10 protein-coding genes are annotated in these 14412 nt (G+C 69.2%); 6 read left to right on the top strand and 4 right to left on the bottom strand.

What is annotated here, in order from left to right; translation table 11 throughout:
* The first annotated feature begins 58 nt into the window (after positions 1 to 58).
* Positions 59 to 1198: a branched-chain amino acid ABC transporter substrate-binding protein gene (locus WT60_RS00740; protein ID WP_038750192.1), complete on the top strand. Its 1140-nt coding sequence runs from the start codon at positions 59 to 61 to the stop codon at positions 1196 to 1198.
* A 161-nt stretch (positions 1199 to 1359) separates the two neighbouring features.
* On the opposite strand, the gene WT60_RS00745 is transcribed toward WT60_RS00740, so the two are convergent.
* A complete protein-coding gene (locus tag WT60_RS00745; protein ID WP_059577974.1) occupies positions 1360 to 2889 on the bottom strand; it encodes an AMP-binding protein in 1530 nt (509 codons plus the stop codon).
* Positions 2890 to 3090: 201 nt separating this feature from the next.
* Positions 3091 to 4731 carry an acyl-CoA dehydrogenase family protein gene (locus tag WT60_RS00750; protein WP_060356261.1) on the bottom strand — a complete coding sequence of 547 codons (1641 nt, stop codon included), beginning with the start codon at positions 4729 to 4731 and terminating at the stop codon, positions 3091 to 3093.
* 46 nt (positions 4732 to 4777) lie between these two features.
* Here WT60_RS00750 and WT60_RS00755 point away from each other — a divergent pair, with 46 nt between their 5' ends.
* From WT60_RS00755 to WT60_RS00775, 4 genes are all read left to right on the top strand, one after another.
* The gene (locus WT60_RS00755; protein ID WP_059671110.1) at positions 4778 to 5461 is read left to right on the top strand and encodes a TetR/AcrR family transcriptional regulator; all 684 of its coding nucleotides are present in this window, start codon (positions 4778 to 4780) and stop codon (positions 5459 to 5461) included.
* 658 nt (positions 5462 to 6119) lie between these two features.
* On the top strand, positions 6120 to 7274 hold the full coding sequence (locus tag WT60_RS00760) for a pyridoxal phosphate-dependent aminotransferase (protein WP_059577985.1): 1155 nt from the start codon (positions 6120 to 6122) through the stop codon (positions 7272 to 7274).
* Between the two features lie 70 nt (positions 7275 to 7344).
* Entirely contained in the window at positions 7345 to 8139 is a 795-nt protein-coding gene (locus WT60_RS00765) for an ABC transporter substrate-binding protein (protein ID WP_038750205.1), read from the top strand.
* Between the two features lie 259 nt (positions 8140 to 8398).
* The gene (locus WT60_RS00775; protein WP_236860842.1) at positions 8399 to 9931 is read left to right on the top strand and encodes an FAD-binding oxidoreductase; all 1533 of its coding nucleotides are present in this window, start codon (positions 8399 to 8401) and stop codon (positions 9929 to 9931) included.
* 433 nt (positions 9932 to 10364) lie between these two features.
* Here WT60_RS00775 and WT60_RS00780 read toward each other — a convergent pair whose 3' ends face one another.
* Together WT60_RS00780 and cadR are read right to left on the bottom strand one after the other, a co-directional pair.
* Positions 10365 to 10985: a PadR family transcriptional regulator gene (locus WT60_RS00780; RefSeq protein WP_059645350.1), complete on the bottom strand. Its 621-nt coding sequence runs from the start codon at positions 10983 to 10985 to the stop codon at positions 10365 to 10367.
* 103 nt (positions 10986 to 11088) lie between these two features.
* Positions 11089 to 11520, bottom strand: a complete 432-nt coding sequence (cadR, locus tag WT60_RS00785; protein ID WP_038752994.1) for a Cd(II)/Pb(II)-responsive transcriptional regulator — start codon at positions 11518 to 11520, stop codon at positions 11089 to 11091.
* A gap of 436 nt (positions 11521 to 11956) precedes the next feature.
* On the opposite strand from cadR, the gene WT60_RS00800 reads away from it, so the two are divergent.
* Entirely contained in the window at positions 11957 to 14401 is a 2445-nt protein-coding gene (locus tag WT60_RS00800) for a heavy metal translocating P-type ATPase (RefSeq protein ID WP_060356273.1), read from the top strand.
* Positions 14402 to 14412 lie beyond the last annotated feature (11 nt).

A 14412-nucleotide genomic window follows, 5' to 3' on the forward strand; every position in this document is an offset into this window, starting at 1 on the left:
ACGGAAGCGGCAAGGCGAACCCGAAGTCGCTCCATTTACCCTGGTACTAGGAGAAGATATGCAACACACGATGAAAAAGCTGGCAGGCGCGACGTTCGTCGCGGTCATGTCGCTCGCGGGGACGGCGCACGCGGATGACGTCAAGATCGGCTTCGCGGCGCCGATGACGGGCGCGCAGGCGCACTACGGCAAGGATATGCAGAACGGCATCGTGCTCGCGATCGAGGACTTCAATGCGACGAAGCCCACGATCGGCGGCAAGCCGGTGAAGTTCGTGCTCGACATGCAGGACGACCAGGCCGACCCGCGCACCGGCACGACGGTTGCGCAGAAGCTCGTCGACGACGGCATCAAGGGCATGCTTGGCCACTTCAACTCGGGCACGACGATCCCGGCCTCGCGCATCTACGCGAACGCGGGCATCCCGCAGATCGCGATGGCAACCGCGCCCGAGTACACGACGCAGGGCTACAAGACGACCTTCCGGATGATGACGTCCGACACGCAGCAGGGCTCGGTCGCGGGCGCGTTCGCGGTGAAGGATCTCGGCATGAAGAAGATCGCGATCGTCGACGATCGCACCGCGTACGGCCAGGGTCTCGCCGACCAGTTCGAGAAGGCGGCGAAGGCGGCGGGCGCGACGATCGTCGATCGCGAATTCACGAACGACAAGGCTGTCGACTTCAAGGCGATCCTGACGAAGCTGAAGGCGTCGAAGCCGGATCTCGTCTACTACGGCGGCGCGGATTCGCAGGCCGCGCCGATGGCCAAGCAGATGAAGTCGCTCGGCGTCGCGGCGCCGCTGATGGGCGGCGAAATGGTGCACACGCCGACGTTCCTGAAAATCGCGGGCGACGCGGCCGAAGGCTCGATCGCTTCGCTCGCCGGCCTGCCGCTCGACGAAATGCCCGGCGGCAAGTCGTACGCGGACAAGTACAAGAAGCGCTTCGGCGAAGACGTGCAGACGTACTCGCCGTACGCTTACGACGGCGCGATGGCGATGTTCAACGCGATGAAGAAGGCAAATTCGACCGATCCGGCGAAGTACCTGCCGCTGCTCGCGAAGACCGACATGGCGGGCGTCACGTCGACGCACATCGCGTACGACACGAAGGGCGACCTGCGCAACGGCGGCATCACGATGTACAAGGTCGAGAAGGGCGAGTGGAAGCCGCTCAAGAGCATCGGCGGCAAGTAAGCGCCGTGCGGCGTGACGCGGGCGTCGCCTAGCGGCGTTCGCGGCGCGCATCGATGTGGATCACGACGGGCCCCGAGGCTGCGCAAGCGGACTCGGGGCTTCGTTTTTTCCGGACGCACGGGCGGCGAAGAAGACGGCGCAGACGGTGCGCCGCAGTCGCGTCACGCGCCGCGTGCGCGCAGCAGGTACTTCTGCAGCTTGCCCGTCGGCGTGCGCGGCAGGCGCTCGGCGAACACGTATTCGCGCGGGATCTTGTAGGCGGCGAGGCGTGTTTCGCAGAACGCGCGCAGCGCGTCGGCATCGACCGCGCCTTCGGCGCCGCTCGTGCCGCCGGCCGCGCGCAGCACGACGTGCGCGACCACGGTTTCGCCCCATTCCGGATGCGCGCGACCGATCACGGCCGCCTCCGCGACGGCCGGATGCGCGGTCAGCACGTCCTCGACTTCCTTCGAATAGACGTTCTCGCCGCCCGTCACGATCATGTCCTTGATCCGGTCGACGACGAACAGATAGCCGTCGTCGTCGATGCGCGCGACGTCGCCGCTGCGATACCAGCCGTCGTCCGCGAACGCGGCGCGCGTCGCGTCGGGGGCGTCGAGATAGCCGAGCATCATGCTGTCCGCGCGCAGCAGGATTTCGCCGATCTCGCCTGGCCGCGCGTCGCCGCCCGACGCGGTCACGACCCGCACGTCAACGCCCGGCGTGCCCCGACGGCCGATCGAACCGGCCTTCATGGTCTGCTCGAACGGGTACAGCACGGTGCCGGCGGGCCCCGTCTCGGTCATTCCGTACACCTGATAGAACGCCTCGCTGCGGTACGCATGCATCAATCGGCGCGCGAGCTCCGCGCCGATCGGCCCGCCGCCGTACAGCCAGGCGCGCATGCTCGTCAGGTCGAACGACGCGAAATCGGCGATCGTATCGAGCGGCAGCGTGTACGACACGGGCGCGCCGAAGTACAGCGTCGCCTGCTCGGCTTCGACCGTCTGAAGAAAGCGCAGCGGATGATAGTCGCGCATCAGCACGACGGTGCCGCCCACGTAGAGCGTGCCGCCGAACCAGTTGTTGAGCGGCGACGCGTGCCAGATCGGCATCGCCGTCAGCGTGCGCTCGCGCTCGGTCATCGACAGCGCGAGCGCGCTCGTCGCGGCGGCGAGCGCGACCGTCCGGTGGCTGTGCATGCAGCCCTTCGGGCGTCCCGTCGTGCCGGACGTGTAGAGGATCTCGGCGAGCGCGGTGTCGTCGGGCGTGCCGGACGCGATGCCGGCCGCATCCGCGACGAGGCGGTCGAACGGCGCGGCGCCGTTCGCCTCGCCCTCGGTCGCGAGACGTTGCGCGCCGTGCTCGACCTTCGCGAGCACGGGCGCGAGCGCGGCGTCGAACAGCACCGCGCGGCTCGCGCTGTGACCGAGGATGTAGTCGACTTCCGGCGCCTGCAGCTTGTGGTTGATCGGCACGACGGCCGCACCGATGCGCCACGCGCCGAAGAGCAGATCGAAGAACGCGGGCGTGTTGAAGCACATCGCGGCGACGCGCTCGCCCGGCGCGATGCCGAGCGCGGCGAGCACCTCGGCCGCGCGCCGCGAGCGCCGCTGCATGTGCCGGTACGTGATCGTCGCGCCGTCGTAGCGCAGGAACGGTTTGTCGGGCGTCGCGCGCGCGGCGCGATCGAGTGCGGCAATCAGGTTCATCGCTTCGGGCTCCGTTCGTTCTGCGGGCGATCGTTCGGGCGGATGCGGCGCGACATGCGGCGGTCGGCTTCGGGCGAGGCGCCGCATGTCGCGCCGTGCCGGCGGAGCCGGCTGGGCCTAATGCCGGCGCGGCGTAGCGCGCGCCGCGCACGGTCGCACGGTCGCACGCTCACAGGCTCACACACTCACACACTCACACACTCACGCGGCGTATGCGCGTTGCAGCAGCGCGGCGACGTCCACGCGGCGCGAATCGAGCGCGCCGGTCACGCGGCCCCAGGCCGGCTCGCCGAAGCGAGTCGCGATGAAGCCGTCGCTGACGAAGGCGGGCGCCGCGTCGAGCAGGAGACACGCCTGCGCGACGAGCGCGATGCGTTGCGCGAGCACGCGGCCGAGCGCTTCGAGCGCGTCGGGCGGCGTGCCGAGCAGCGCGCGCAGCGCGTCGAGCTCCGCGCGAATCCGCGCATCGCGGCCGCCGAGCGCGTGCAGCTCGTCGACGAGCACGTGCGCCGCGTCGGGCTCGCGCGCGATCGCGCGCATCACGTCGAGGCACATCACGTTGCCCGAGCCTTCCCAGATCGAATTGACGGGCGCCTCGCGGAACAGCCGCGCGATCGGGCCGTCGTCGACATAGCCGTTGCCGCCGAATACTTCCATCACTTCGCCCGCGGCCTCGACCGCACGCTTGCAGACCCAGAATTTCGCGGCCGGCGTGACGATGCGCGTCCACGCGTGCTCGTCGCGCTCGAACGCCTGCGCGAGCCGCATCGCGAGCGCGAGCGCCGCTTCGCTTTCGAGCGCGAGATCGGCGAGCACCGCGCGCATCAGCGGCTGCTCGGCGAGCGCGCGGCCGAACGCGTGACGCCGCCGCGTGTACGCGATCGCCTGCACGAGCCCCTGGCGCAGGATCGCCGCGCTGCCGAGCACGCAGTTCAGGCGCGTGTAGGTCGCCATTTCGATGATCGTCGGAATGCCGCGGCCTTCCTCGCCGAGCATCACGCCCCACGCGTCGCCGAGCTCGATCTCGCTGCTCGAGTTGCTGCGGTTGCCGACCTTGTTCTTCAGGCGCTGGATCAGCACCGCGTTCTTCGTGCCGTCCGGCCGCCAGCGCGGCACGTAGAAGCACGACGGGCCGCCCGATTTGGTGCGCGCGACGACAAGGTGCGCATCGCACATCGGCGCGGAGAAGAACCATTTGTGGCCGCGCAGCAGATAGTCGCCGCCGCGGCCGCCCGCGCCGACGGGCACCGCGATCGTCGTGTTCGCGCGCACATCCGAGCCGCCCTGCTTTTCGGTCATCCCCATGCCGATCAAGATCGACTGCTTCGCGTCGATCGGCACGTCGCGGGGGTCGTGGACGTCGCTGTAGAGCTTGTCTTTCAATTGCGCCCACAGCGCGGGCTCTTTCCGGAGGACCGGGATGCTCGCCTGCGTCATCGTCGCCGGACACAGCGTGCCCGCCTCGATCTGGCCGTGCAGATAGAAGCCCGCCGCGTTCGCCGCCCAGCGGCCCGCGCGCGATTCGCGCAACGCAAGCGAGATCAGGCCCTGCTCGCGATAGAGGCCGAGGAGCGCGTGCCAGCTCGGGTGGAAATCGACGCGGTCGATCCGGCGGCCGCGGCGATCGAACGCGTTCAGCTCCGGAGCGTGGCGGTTCGCGTCCTCGGCCTGTTGCGCGGTGTCGCGCGCGCCGAGCCGCGCGCCGTATGCGCCGAGCCGCGGCGCGGCCCACGACGCGCCCGCGCGTTCGAGCATTTCACCCAGCGCGGCGTCGGTCGCGAAGAGGTTATAGTCGGTCAATTCGTCGAACTGGTTGCTCACCTCGTGGGTCGACCAGGCCATGATGGGCGTCTCCGTGTTGTTGTTCGGCTCGATCAGGTTAGCAAAGATGACTTCGCGACATGTTCAGGTTTCCGCGCCCGACGAGCGGTCGATCGCTCAGCCGCAGCCGGCCTTGCGCCGCCGTCCGCGGCAGCGTCGCGCGCACGCGAGCTCGGAGGCGCTGCAGCAGGCGTTTGTTCAGGTTTTGCTCGAGCGCGGCTACGCGAAGGCGACGATCCGCGAGATCGCCGCGGTTGCAGGCGTGAGCGTCGGCACGTTCTACGAGTATTTCGGCGACAAGGAGAGTCTCGCCGCGCTCACGATCCATCATTACGTGAAGACGATCGCGACGCGGATGCGGGGCGTCGTCGATACGCGGCGCGGCGCGCGCCGCCGGGCGATCGCGGCCGCGCTCGTCGACGCGCAGATCGATGCGCTCGAGCAGGACGCGCGGGTGTGGGCCGCGATGTTCACGCTCGAGCGCAAGGTCTCGCCGATCGACGCGTATCGCCGGCATTACGACGACTACGTCGCGCTGTGGCGCGATGCGCTCGCCGGCGCGAGCGATGCGCCGGCTGAAGCGCGGCTCGGCGTGGCGGCGCGCGTCGTGCATGCGCTGTGCTACGGGTGGGTGTCGCAGTCGCTGCTCACGCAAGGGGCGGATGTCGACGTCGCGCAGTTGCGCGGCGAGCTGCATCGGGCGGTGGACGCGTATCTCGCGGCCGAGGCCGATGACGAGGCGGCGGGGTAGGCGGCTGCCGGATGAGCGGGATGTGTTGCCGATGCCGCTCCGACGAGCGGCATCGGGCGTGGTGCGCGGCGGCGGGCGATTGGGCGATTTCGGCGGGTTTTGCGAAGTCTCTCGCTGGGTGAATGTTTGCCTCGATCTGCGAATTTCCCGGTTGTTTTGTTGCGCTGTCTGTCGTTCAACTTCCGGGCCATTGAACCGTCGGGCTGCTGGATGGCCGAGCGGCTGAATGGACAATCCGCCGACCTGCCGACCTGCTGACCTGCTGACCTGCTGACCTGCTGACCTGCTGACCTGCTGACCTGCTGACCTGCTGACCTGCTGACCTGCTGACCCGCCGATCCGCCGATCCGCCGATCCATCGATCCATCGATCCATCGATCCATCGATCCATCGAAAGTTTCGACCCTATTACCGAGACTGCTGCTCGCCAACCGCCCGCATCTTCCGCCCGAAGGCCCTCGGCGGCACTCCGGCCGCACGGAGCAATCAAGCCGTTCCTCGCGTCCAGCCTCCGCCATCAATCCAATGCATGAGTTTTCGTCATGCCTTCCATGACGAACTTTCGATTGTCGCCGGATATTGGCTCGGGCCAAATCGGCACCGTTACCCCGCGCATCGGCAACGGCCGGCGCGCCTGTCCACGAAACGAGGAGGAGCCATGCAGAGCGCCGCCGCGCCCCGTTCGAAGCTGCACGACGTCGGCACGACGATCTTCACGGTCATCGGCCAGCTCGCCGCCGAGCACCAGGCGCTGAATCTGTCGCAGGGCGCGCCGAATTTCGCGCCCGATCCGGCGCTCGTCGAGCGCGTCGCGCGCGCGATGCGCGACGGACACAACCAGTACGCGCCGATGGCGGGCGTCGCCGCGCTGCGCGAGGCGCTCGCGGTCAAGACGGAGCGCCTGTACGGCGCGCGCTACGATCCGGAATCCGAAATTACCGTCGTCGCGAGCGCGAGCGAGGGGCTCTACGCGACGATCAGCGCGCTCGTGCATCCGGGCGACGAAGTGATCTACTTCGAGCCGTCGTTCGACAGCTACGCGCCGATCGTGCGCCTGCAGGGCGCAACGCCCGTCGCGATCAGTCTCTCGCCCGAGCGCTTTCGCGTGAACTGGGACGAAGTGGCCGCCAACATCACGCCGCGCACACGGATGCTGATCGTCAACACGCCGCACAACCCGACCGCGACGATCTTCGGCGACGCCGACATCGCGCGCCTCGCGCAGCTCACCGCGGGCACTGACATCGTGATCCTGTCCGACGAGGTGTACGAACACGTCGTGTTCGACGGCGCGCGCCATCACAGCATGGCGCGTCATCGCGCGCTCGCCGAGCGCAGCGTGATCGTGTCGTCGTTCGGCAAGTCGTATCACGTGACGGGCTGGCGCGTCGGCTATTGCCTCGCGCCCGTCGAGCTCACGCGCGAGCTGCGCAAGGTGCACCAGTTCATGACGTTCGCGGCCGACACGCCGATGCAGCACGCGTTCGCCGACGCGCTCGCCGAGCCGTCGAGCTATCTCGAACTCGGCGCGTTCTACGAGCGCAAGCGCGACCTGCTCGTGCGCGAGCTTGCCGGCTCGCGTTTCGAGCTGCTGCCGAGCGAGGGCTCGTTCTTCATGCTCGCGCGCTTTCGGCATTTTTCCGGCGAGTCCGACGCCGATTTCGTGCTGCGCGCGATTCGCGACGCGCGCGTCGCGACGATCCCGCTGTCCGCGTTCTACGCGGACGGCGCGAACACCGGCTGCATCCGCCTCAGTTTTTCGAAGGACGACGCGACGCTGATCGAAGGCGCGCGCCGTCTGCGCAGCCTCTGACGCGCGCGGCGCGCGCGCGACCGGGCGAGACCCCGCCCGGACAAGATCCCGACCTCAAGGAGAATCATCGATGAAACGACTGCAAATCTGGCTGGCGCTCGCATGCGCGTTGGGCGTCGTCGCGGGCTGCGGCGCGGCGCGCGCCGAGGCTTCGCAAACGCTGCGCTTCGGTCTCGAAGCGCAATACCCGCCGTTCGAATCGAAGGCGGCGAACGGCGAGCTGCAGGGCTTCGACATCGACGTCGGCAACGCCGTCTGCAAGGAGGCGAAGCTCGCGTGCAAGTGGGTCGAGACGTCGTTCGACGGGCTGATTCCCGCGCTGCAGGGGCGCAAGTTCGACGCGATCAACTCGGCGATGAACGCGACCGACCAGCGCCGTCAGGCGATCGACTTCACGACGGTGATCTACCGCGTGCCGACGCAGCTGATCGCGCGTGCGGACAGCGGCCTCGCGCCGGCGCCGGAATCGTTGAAGGGCAAGCGGATCGGCGTGTTGCAGGGCTCGATCCAGGAGGCGTACGCGAACGCGCACTGGGCGGGCTCGGGCGTGCGGATCGTCGCGTATCAGGACCAGAACCAGGCGTACGCGGATCTCACCGCGGGCCGCCTCGACGGCACGCTCGTGCTTGCGCCGGCGGGGCAGCGCGGGTTCCTGTCGCGGCCGGATGCGAAGGGTTTCGCGTTCGTCGGGCAGCCGGTGCGCGACGACAAGATTCTCGGCGGCGGCATCGCATTCGGGCTGCGCAAGGGCGACGATGCGCTGAAGACGCGCCTGAACGCCGCGATCGACAAGCTGAAAGCGGACGGCACCGTGAAGGCGCTCGGCCGGAAGTATTTCGGCGACATCGACATCTCGACGAAGTGACGGAGGCGGCGCGATGAGCGAGCGGGCGACGCGCGATTCGTCGGCCGGCGCGGATGCGATCGGTGCCGATGCGGCGGGCGATGGCAATGGCGATGGCGTTGCTGCCGGCGTCGCGCCGGATGCATCGATTACAGCTACAGCCGTTTCGTTATCCGATGCATGTCGAATCGGCGCGGCATCCGGCGCAAGCGCGGGCGCCGGCGTGAGCGGCGGGGCGCTGCGCGCAGCGGCAAGCGTTGCGATTGCCGCTGCCGCGGAGATGGCCGAAGCCGCTGAAGCCACCGAAGCCACCGAAGCCACCGAAACCACCGAAACCACCGAAACCACCGAAACCACCGAAACCACCGAAACCACCGAAACCACCGAAACCACCGAAACCACCGAAACCACCGAAACCACCGAAGCTGCCGCTCGCGCGCACGCGATCGAATCAGCGCTCGTCGACGAACTCGGCGCCGCGCTCGTCACGCGCTCGGCCGCGATCGAGCCGCGCTATTTCACCGCGTATAACGAAGCGCCCGGCGTCCGCCCGCTCGCGCTCGTGCGGCCGGCCTGCGTCGACGACGTGTCGCGCGCGCTCGCGCTTTGCACGCGGCTGCGGCAGCCGGTCGTGCCGCAGGGCGGCTTGACGGGGCTCGCGGGCGGCGGTGTCGCGCTCGGCGGCGAAGTCGTGCTCTCGATGGAGCGCTTCGCCGGAATCGAGGAGATCGACGCGGCGGCCGGCACGATGACCGTGCGCGCGGGCACGACGCTGCAAGCGGTTCAGGAAGCGGCGGACGCGGCGGGTTTCGCGTTCGGCGTCGATCTCGGCGCACGCGGCTCGTGCCAGATCGGCGGCATGCTCGCGACCAACGCGGGTGGCACGCGCGCGATCCGCTTCGGAATGATGCGCGAGCAGACGCTCGGCATCGAAGCCGTGCTGGCGGATGGGACGATCGTCACGTCGCTGAACAAGGTGCTGAAGAACAATGCCGGCTACGACGTGAAGCAGCTCTTCATCGGAAGCGAAGGCACGCTCGGCATCGTCACGCGCGCGGTGCTGAGGCTGCATCCGCCGCTCGCGCGGCACGCGACGGCGCTGTGTCGAGTGCCCGATTACGGCACGCTCGTGCGGCTCTGGCGCGACGTGCGCGCGGCGCTGCCGGGCGTCGTCAGCTTCGAGGCGATGTGGCCGGCGTTCTATCGCTACGTTGCCGAGAACACGCTGGGCTTGACCGCGCCGTTCGGCGCGGACGGCGATTTCGTCATCCTGATCGAATGCGCGGCGAGCGGCGCGCATGCCGACGCGCGCGACGCGCTCGAGCAATGCCTCGGCGCATGCTTCGACGCCGGCCTCGTGACCGATGCGGCGCTCGCCGCGTCGGAGCGGCAGGCGCGCGATATGTGGACGCTGCGCGAAGGGCTCGCGATCGATGCGCTGCCGCATCTGCTCAATTTCGACGTGAGCCTGCCGGTCGCGGAACTCGGCGCGTTCGCCGAACGTTGCAACGCCGCGCTGCGCGCGCGTTGGCCGCATGCGGTGTGTCTGTGCTTCGGGCATGTCGGCGACGGCAACGTGCACGTCGGCGTGTCGCTCGCCGATCTGCCCGCGCATGGCGCGGATAGCGTCGAGCGCGCCGTCTACGGGGTCGTGCGTGAAATGGGCGGATCGATATCGGCCGAGCACGGGATCGGTGTGCACAAGCGGCCGTTTCTCGCGTATTCGCGCAGTGCGGCCGAGATCGGCGTGATGCGGGCGATGAAGGCCGCGCTCGATCCGCTCGGGATTCTGAATCCCGGGAAGGTGTTGTAGCGCGATCGGGGCAGGCGTTGCCCCGTGTGTGCGAGCGTCTTCCGCCTGAGGGCGCGGCGCTGGCCCGCGTTGCAGCCGATGGTGGGCGCCTTCGCGATCGTGATCGTCGTTGCGGGCGCAGCGATCTTTCGTATCATCGCTGCCGCACGCCGCACGCCGCACGCCGCACGCCGCACGCCGCACGCCGCACGCCGCACGCCGCACGCCGCACGCCGCACGCCGCACGCCGCACGCCAACCGCCAAAACGCCAAAACGCCAAAACGCCAAGTCACGCAGATCGAACGCAGCGAGCTGCGCGTGACAGGCCGAGCGTCACAACCGGAACGTCACCAGCCGAACATGGCGGGCCCAACGCCCAACAGCCGCCATGGCGGCATCGCCTGCAGCGAATGGCGCGCCTCTCACCCGGTTCCCCGTCGGCGCCCGGCCCGCTCATTCCGAATCCGACGCATCCGCCTGCGCAAACCGGGCGGCGACCTCGCGCAGCCACGCTTCGCTCCACGTGAGCGCGCCGACCTTCAGATGCTCGACGACGCGGCGCACCCATTCGAGCTCGGCTTCCAGCGTCACCCGCATGAGTTCGCCGTCGAGCAGGAACAGCCGTGGGATCTGCATCGCGAGCGCGGCGTCGTGCGCTTCGTCGAGACGAGCCAGTTCGGCCTCGAGCGCGGCGGCGCGCGCTTCGAAGTGGCGGCGCGCATCGTCGGCGGACAGCAGCGGCAGCACCGACAGCGCAGCCGGAAACGACGGATATTCGCGCGCCGGCTGAGCGAGCTGCTCGCGCAGCCACATGCGCGCGGTGTCGCGGCCGGCGCTGGTGATTTCGTAGACGGTGCGCTCCGGGAACGCGCCGTCGCGCTCGGTTTCGCGCACGGCGATCAGCGCGTCGCGTTGCAGGCGCTCGATCGTCTGATAAAGGCTATTGCGCTGCTTGACGTTGACCACCTCGTCCTTGCCGCGCAGCTTCACGAGCTGCTGGATTCGGTACGCGTGCATCGGCGCTTCGGTGAGCATCGCGAGTACGACGAGCGCCAGCGGTGAGTATCGAGCCATACCGTGAATAGTTAATTAATTTCTAGTAATATTAGAACTAGATATAAATTAACGCAAGCTGCGTAATGCCCACGGCCAAAGGAGCGGCGGCGGGCGCAGCGCGTCAGCCGACGTGCGAGCGCTTGCCCGGCATGTCCGGCGTTTCCATCGTCGCGAGCCCATGCACGATCCCGCAGTCCTCGACCGCGTGCTCGCCCTGGCACCGCTCGCGCAATTCGATCAGCTGCGCGCGCAGGTGCTGGAGCTCGGCGAGGCGCGTGTTGACGTGGCCGATGTGTTCGTCGAGCAGCGCGTTGACCGAATCGCAGCGGTCCGCCGGATCGTCGGTGAAGCGCAGCAGCGCGCGGATCTCGTCGTGCGTCATGTCGAGCGCGCGGCAGTTGCGAATGAAGCGCAGCCGCTCGACGTGCGCGTCGGTGTAGCTGCGGTAGTTGGAGTCGGTCCGTTCCGCGTCGGGCATCAGCCCCTCTTTTTCATAGAAACGAATCGTCTCGGGCGTGCATCGCGCCGCTTTCGCCAGTTCGCCGATCTTCATTCGAATCTCCTTACAAAAAGGGTTGACCTTGTAGTGACTTCAGGGTGTTAACTGTACACCGTCAGTTACTGAGGAGGTTGCCATGACCGAGGCCACTCGGGCCGAAGACCGGCCGCGTACGCTCGAATCCGAACACGTTCGCGCGCATCCGCACGACGTGCGCGAGCCGTCGCGCGCCGAAGCGCACTCGGATGCGCATGAATGCGGCGCGCGGAGCGAAGCCCGGAACGACGCGGCGCGCGTGGAAGGCCGGAGCGGGCATGCGCACGAACGCGAGCTGACGAGCGCAACCGATTCAGGCCGCCAAGCCGATGCGCGGCATGCGGGTTGCGCGCACGATCACGCCGACGGCCATGCGCATGCCGACGCCGATTCCCGCGAGCACGATCACCGCGCCGATCGGCGCGAGGCGCAGGCCCAAGCGACCAGCGAAGCGCTGCTTCGTGGCGACGGCCAGGCTCGGCCGCATGCGGACGGTTGTTGTTCTCACGATCATCGGCGCGGCGGCATCGACTTGGATGCAAGCCGGGAATCCGGATCGCGCGCTCATGATTCGTGCGGGCGCGGCCATGATCACGGCCCGCACGCCGGCGGCGATCATGCCCACGCCCACGCCCACGCCCACGACCACGCCCACGACCACGACCACGACCACGCCGGCGCCGGCGCCGCCTGCTGCGCGCCCGCCCCGGTCGCATTCGCGCCGCTGCCCGGCGCGCAAACGGCCGCCGACGGCCGCGTGCGTTCGGCGTTCCGGATCATGCAGATGGACTGCCCGACCGAGGAGACGCTGATCCGCAAGAAGCTCGGCGGAATGGCCGAAGTCGCGGCGCTCGAATTCAATCTGATGCAGCGGATGCTGACGGTCGAGCACGCGCCGGGCGCGGAAGCCGGCATCGCCCGCGCGATCCGCTCGCTCGGCATGACGCCCGAGCAGGCGGATAACGGCGCAGCCGGCCGTTCGTCGTCGGCCGCGCCGGCCGAAGCGCCGCGGCCGTGGTGGCCGCTCGCGGTCGCGGGCGTCGCGGCGGCCGCGTCGGAGGCGGCCACGTGGCTGCAGTTGCCCGTGTGGCTTGCCGCCGCGCTCGCGCTCGCGGCGGTCGCGGCCTGCGGCCTCGGCACGTATCGCAAGGGCTGGATCGCGCTCACGAACGGCAACCTGAACATCAACGCGCTGATGAGCATCGCGGTGACGGGCGCGATGGCGATCGGCCAATGGCCCGAGGCCGCGATGGTGATGGTGCTCTTCACCGTCGCCGAGCTGATCGAGGCGCGCTCGCTCGATCGCGCGCGCAACGCGATCCAGAGCCTGATGCGGCTCGCGCCCGACACCGCGACCGTGAAGCAGCCCGACGGCACGTGGGCGGCCGTCGAGGCCGCGCAGGTCGCGCTCGGCGCGGTCGTGCGCGTGAAGCCCGGCGAGCGGATCGGCCTCGACGGCGAAATCGTCGCCGGCCGCTCGACCGTCAACCAGGCGCCGATCACGGGCGAAAGCCTGCCCGTCGAGAAAGGCGCGGGCGATCCGGTGTACGCGGGCACGATCAACGAGGCCGGCTCGTTCGAGTATCGCGTGACGGCGGTCGCGAGCAACACGACGCTCGCGCGGATCATCCATGCGGTCGAGGAGGCGCAGGGCGCGAAGGCGCCGACGCAGCGCTTCGTCGACACCTTTGCGCGCATCTACACGCCGATCGTGTTCGCGATCGCGCTCGTCGTCGCGATCGCGCCACCGCTCGTGTTCGACGGCGCGTGGCGCGACTGGATTTATCGCGCGCTCGTGCTGCTCGTGATCGCGTGCCCGTGCGCGCTCGTGATCTCGACGCCCGTGACGATCGTCTCGGGGCTCGCCGCGGCCGCGCGGCGCGGCATCCTCGTGAAGGGCGGCGTATATCTCGAGCAGGGGCGCCGGCTCGCGTGGCTCGCGCTCGACAAGACGGGCACGATCACGCGCGGCAAGCCGGTGCAGACCGATTTCGAGATGCGCGCGGCCGACGTCGACGTCGCGCACGTGCGGCGGCTCGCCGCGAGCCTCGCCGCGCGTTCGGACCACCCGGTTTCGCAGGCGGTCGCGGCGGCGGGCGCGGCCGATGCCGGCGCGAGCGATGCCGGTCGCGCAAACGGCGCGTCGTTCCTCGACGTCGCCGGCTTCGAGGCGATTCCCGGCCGCGGCGTGCGCGGCAACATCGACGGCGCGCCGTACTGGCTCGGCAATCACCGCCTCGTCGAAGAGCTCGAGTGCTGCACGCCCGCGCTCGAGGCGCGCCTCGACGAGCTCGAGCGGCAGGGCAAGACGGTCGTGATGCTGATCGACGGCACGCGCGTGCTCGGCCTCTTCGCGGTGGCCGACACGGTGAAGGACACGAGCCGCGCCGCAATCGCCGACTTGCACGCGCTCGGCATCAAGACCGCGATGCTGACGGGCGACAACCCGCACACGGCGGAAGCGATCGCGCAGCAGGTCGGCATCGACGACGCGCGCGGCAACCAGCTGCCGCAGGACAAGCTCGCCGTCGTCGACGAGCTCGCGGCGGGCGGCCATGCGGTCGGGATGGTCGGCGACGGGATCAACGACGCGCCGGCGCTCGCGCGCGCCGACATCGGCTTCGCGATGGGCGCGATGGGCACCGACACCGCGATCGAGACGGCCGACGTCGCGCTGATGGACGACGACCTGCGCAAGATCCCGGCGTTCGTGCGGCTGTCGCGCGCGACGCATCGCGTGCTCGTGCAGAACATCGCGTTCGCGCTCGTCGTGAAGGCGGTGTTCGTCGGGCTGACGATCGCGGGAATGGGCACGATGTGGATGGCGGTGTTCGCCGACGCGGGCGCGAGCCTCATCGTCGTCGGCAACGGCTTGCGGCTGCTGCGCCGCGGTCAATGAACGGAGGCGGC

This window comes from Burkholderia sp. MSMB617WGS, assembly GCF_001532025.2.
Lineage (GTDB): Bacteria > Pseudomonadota > Gammaproteobacteria > Burkholderiales > Burkholderiaceae > Burkholderia > Burkholderia savannae.

Bases quoted from the DNA above. Each gene is read 5' to 3' on its own strand.
- WT60_RS00740 (WP_038750192.1), top strand. From the start codon at position 59: ATGCAACACACGATGAAAAAGCTGGCAGGCGCGACGTTCGTCGCGGTC.
- WT60_RS00745 (WP_059577974.1), bottom strand. From the start codon at position 2,889: ATGAACCTGATTGCCGCACTCGATCGCGCCGCGCGCGCGACGCCCGAC.
- WT60_RS00750 (WP_060356261.1), bottom strand. From the start codon at position 4,731: ATGGCCTGGTCGACCCACGAGGTGAGCAACCAGTTCGACGAATTGACC.
- WT60_RS00755 (WP_059671110.1), top strand. From the start codon at position 4,778: ATGACTTCGCGACATGTTCAGGTTTCCGCGCCCGACGAGCGGTCGATC.
- WT60_RS00760 (WP_059577985.1), top strand. From the start codon at position 6,120: ATGCAGAGCGCCGCCGCGCCCCGTTCGAAGCTGCACGACGTCGGCACG.
- WT60_RS00765 (WP_038750205.1), top strand. From the start codon at position 7,345: ATGAAACGACTGCAAATCTGGCTGGCGCTCGCATGCGCGTTGGGCGTC.
- WT60_RS00775 (WP_236860842.1), top strand. From the start codon at position 8,399: ATGGCCGAAGCCGCTGAAGCCACCGAAGCCACCGAAGCCACCGAAACC.
- WT60_RS00780 (WP_059645350.1), bottom strand. From the start codon at position 10,985: ATGGCTCGATACTCACCGCTGGCGCTCGTCGTACTCGCGATGCTCACC.
- cadR (WP_038752994.1), bottom strand. From the start codon at position 11,520: ATGAAGATCGGCGAACTGGCGAAAGCGGCGCGATGCACGCCCGAGACG.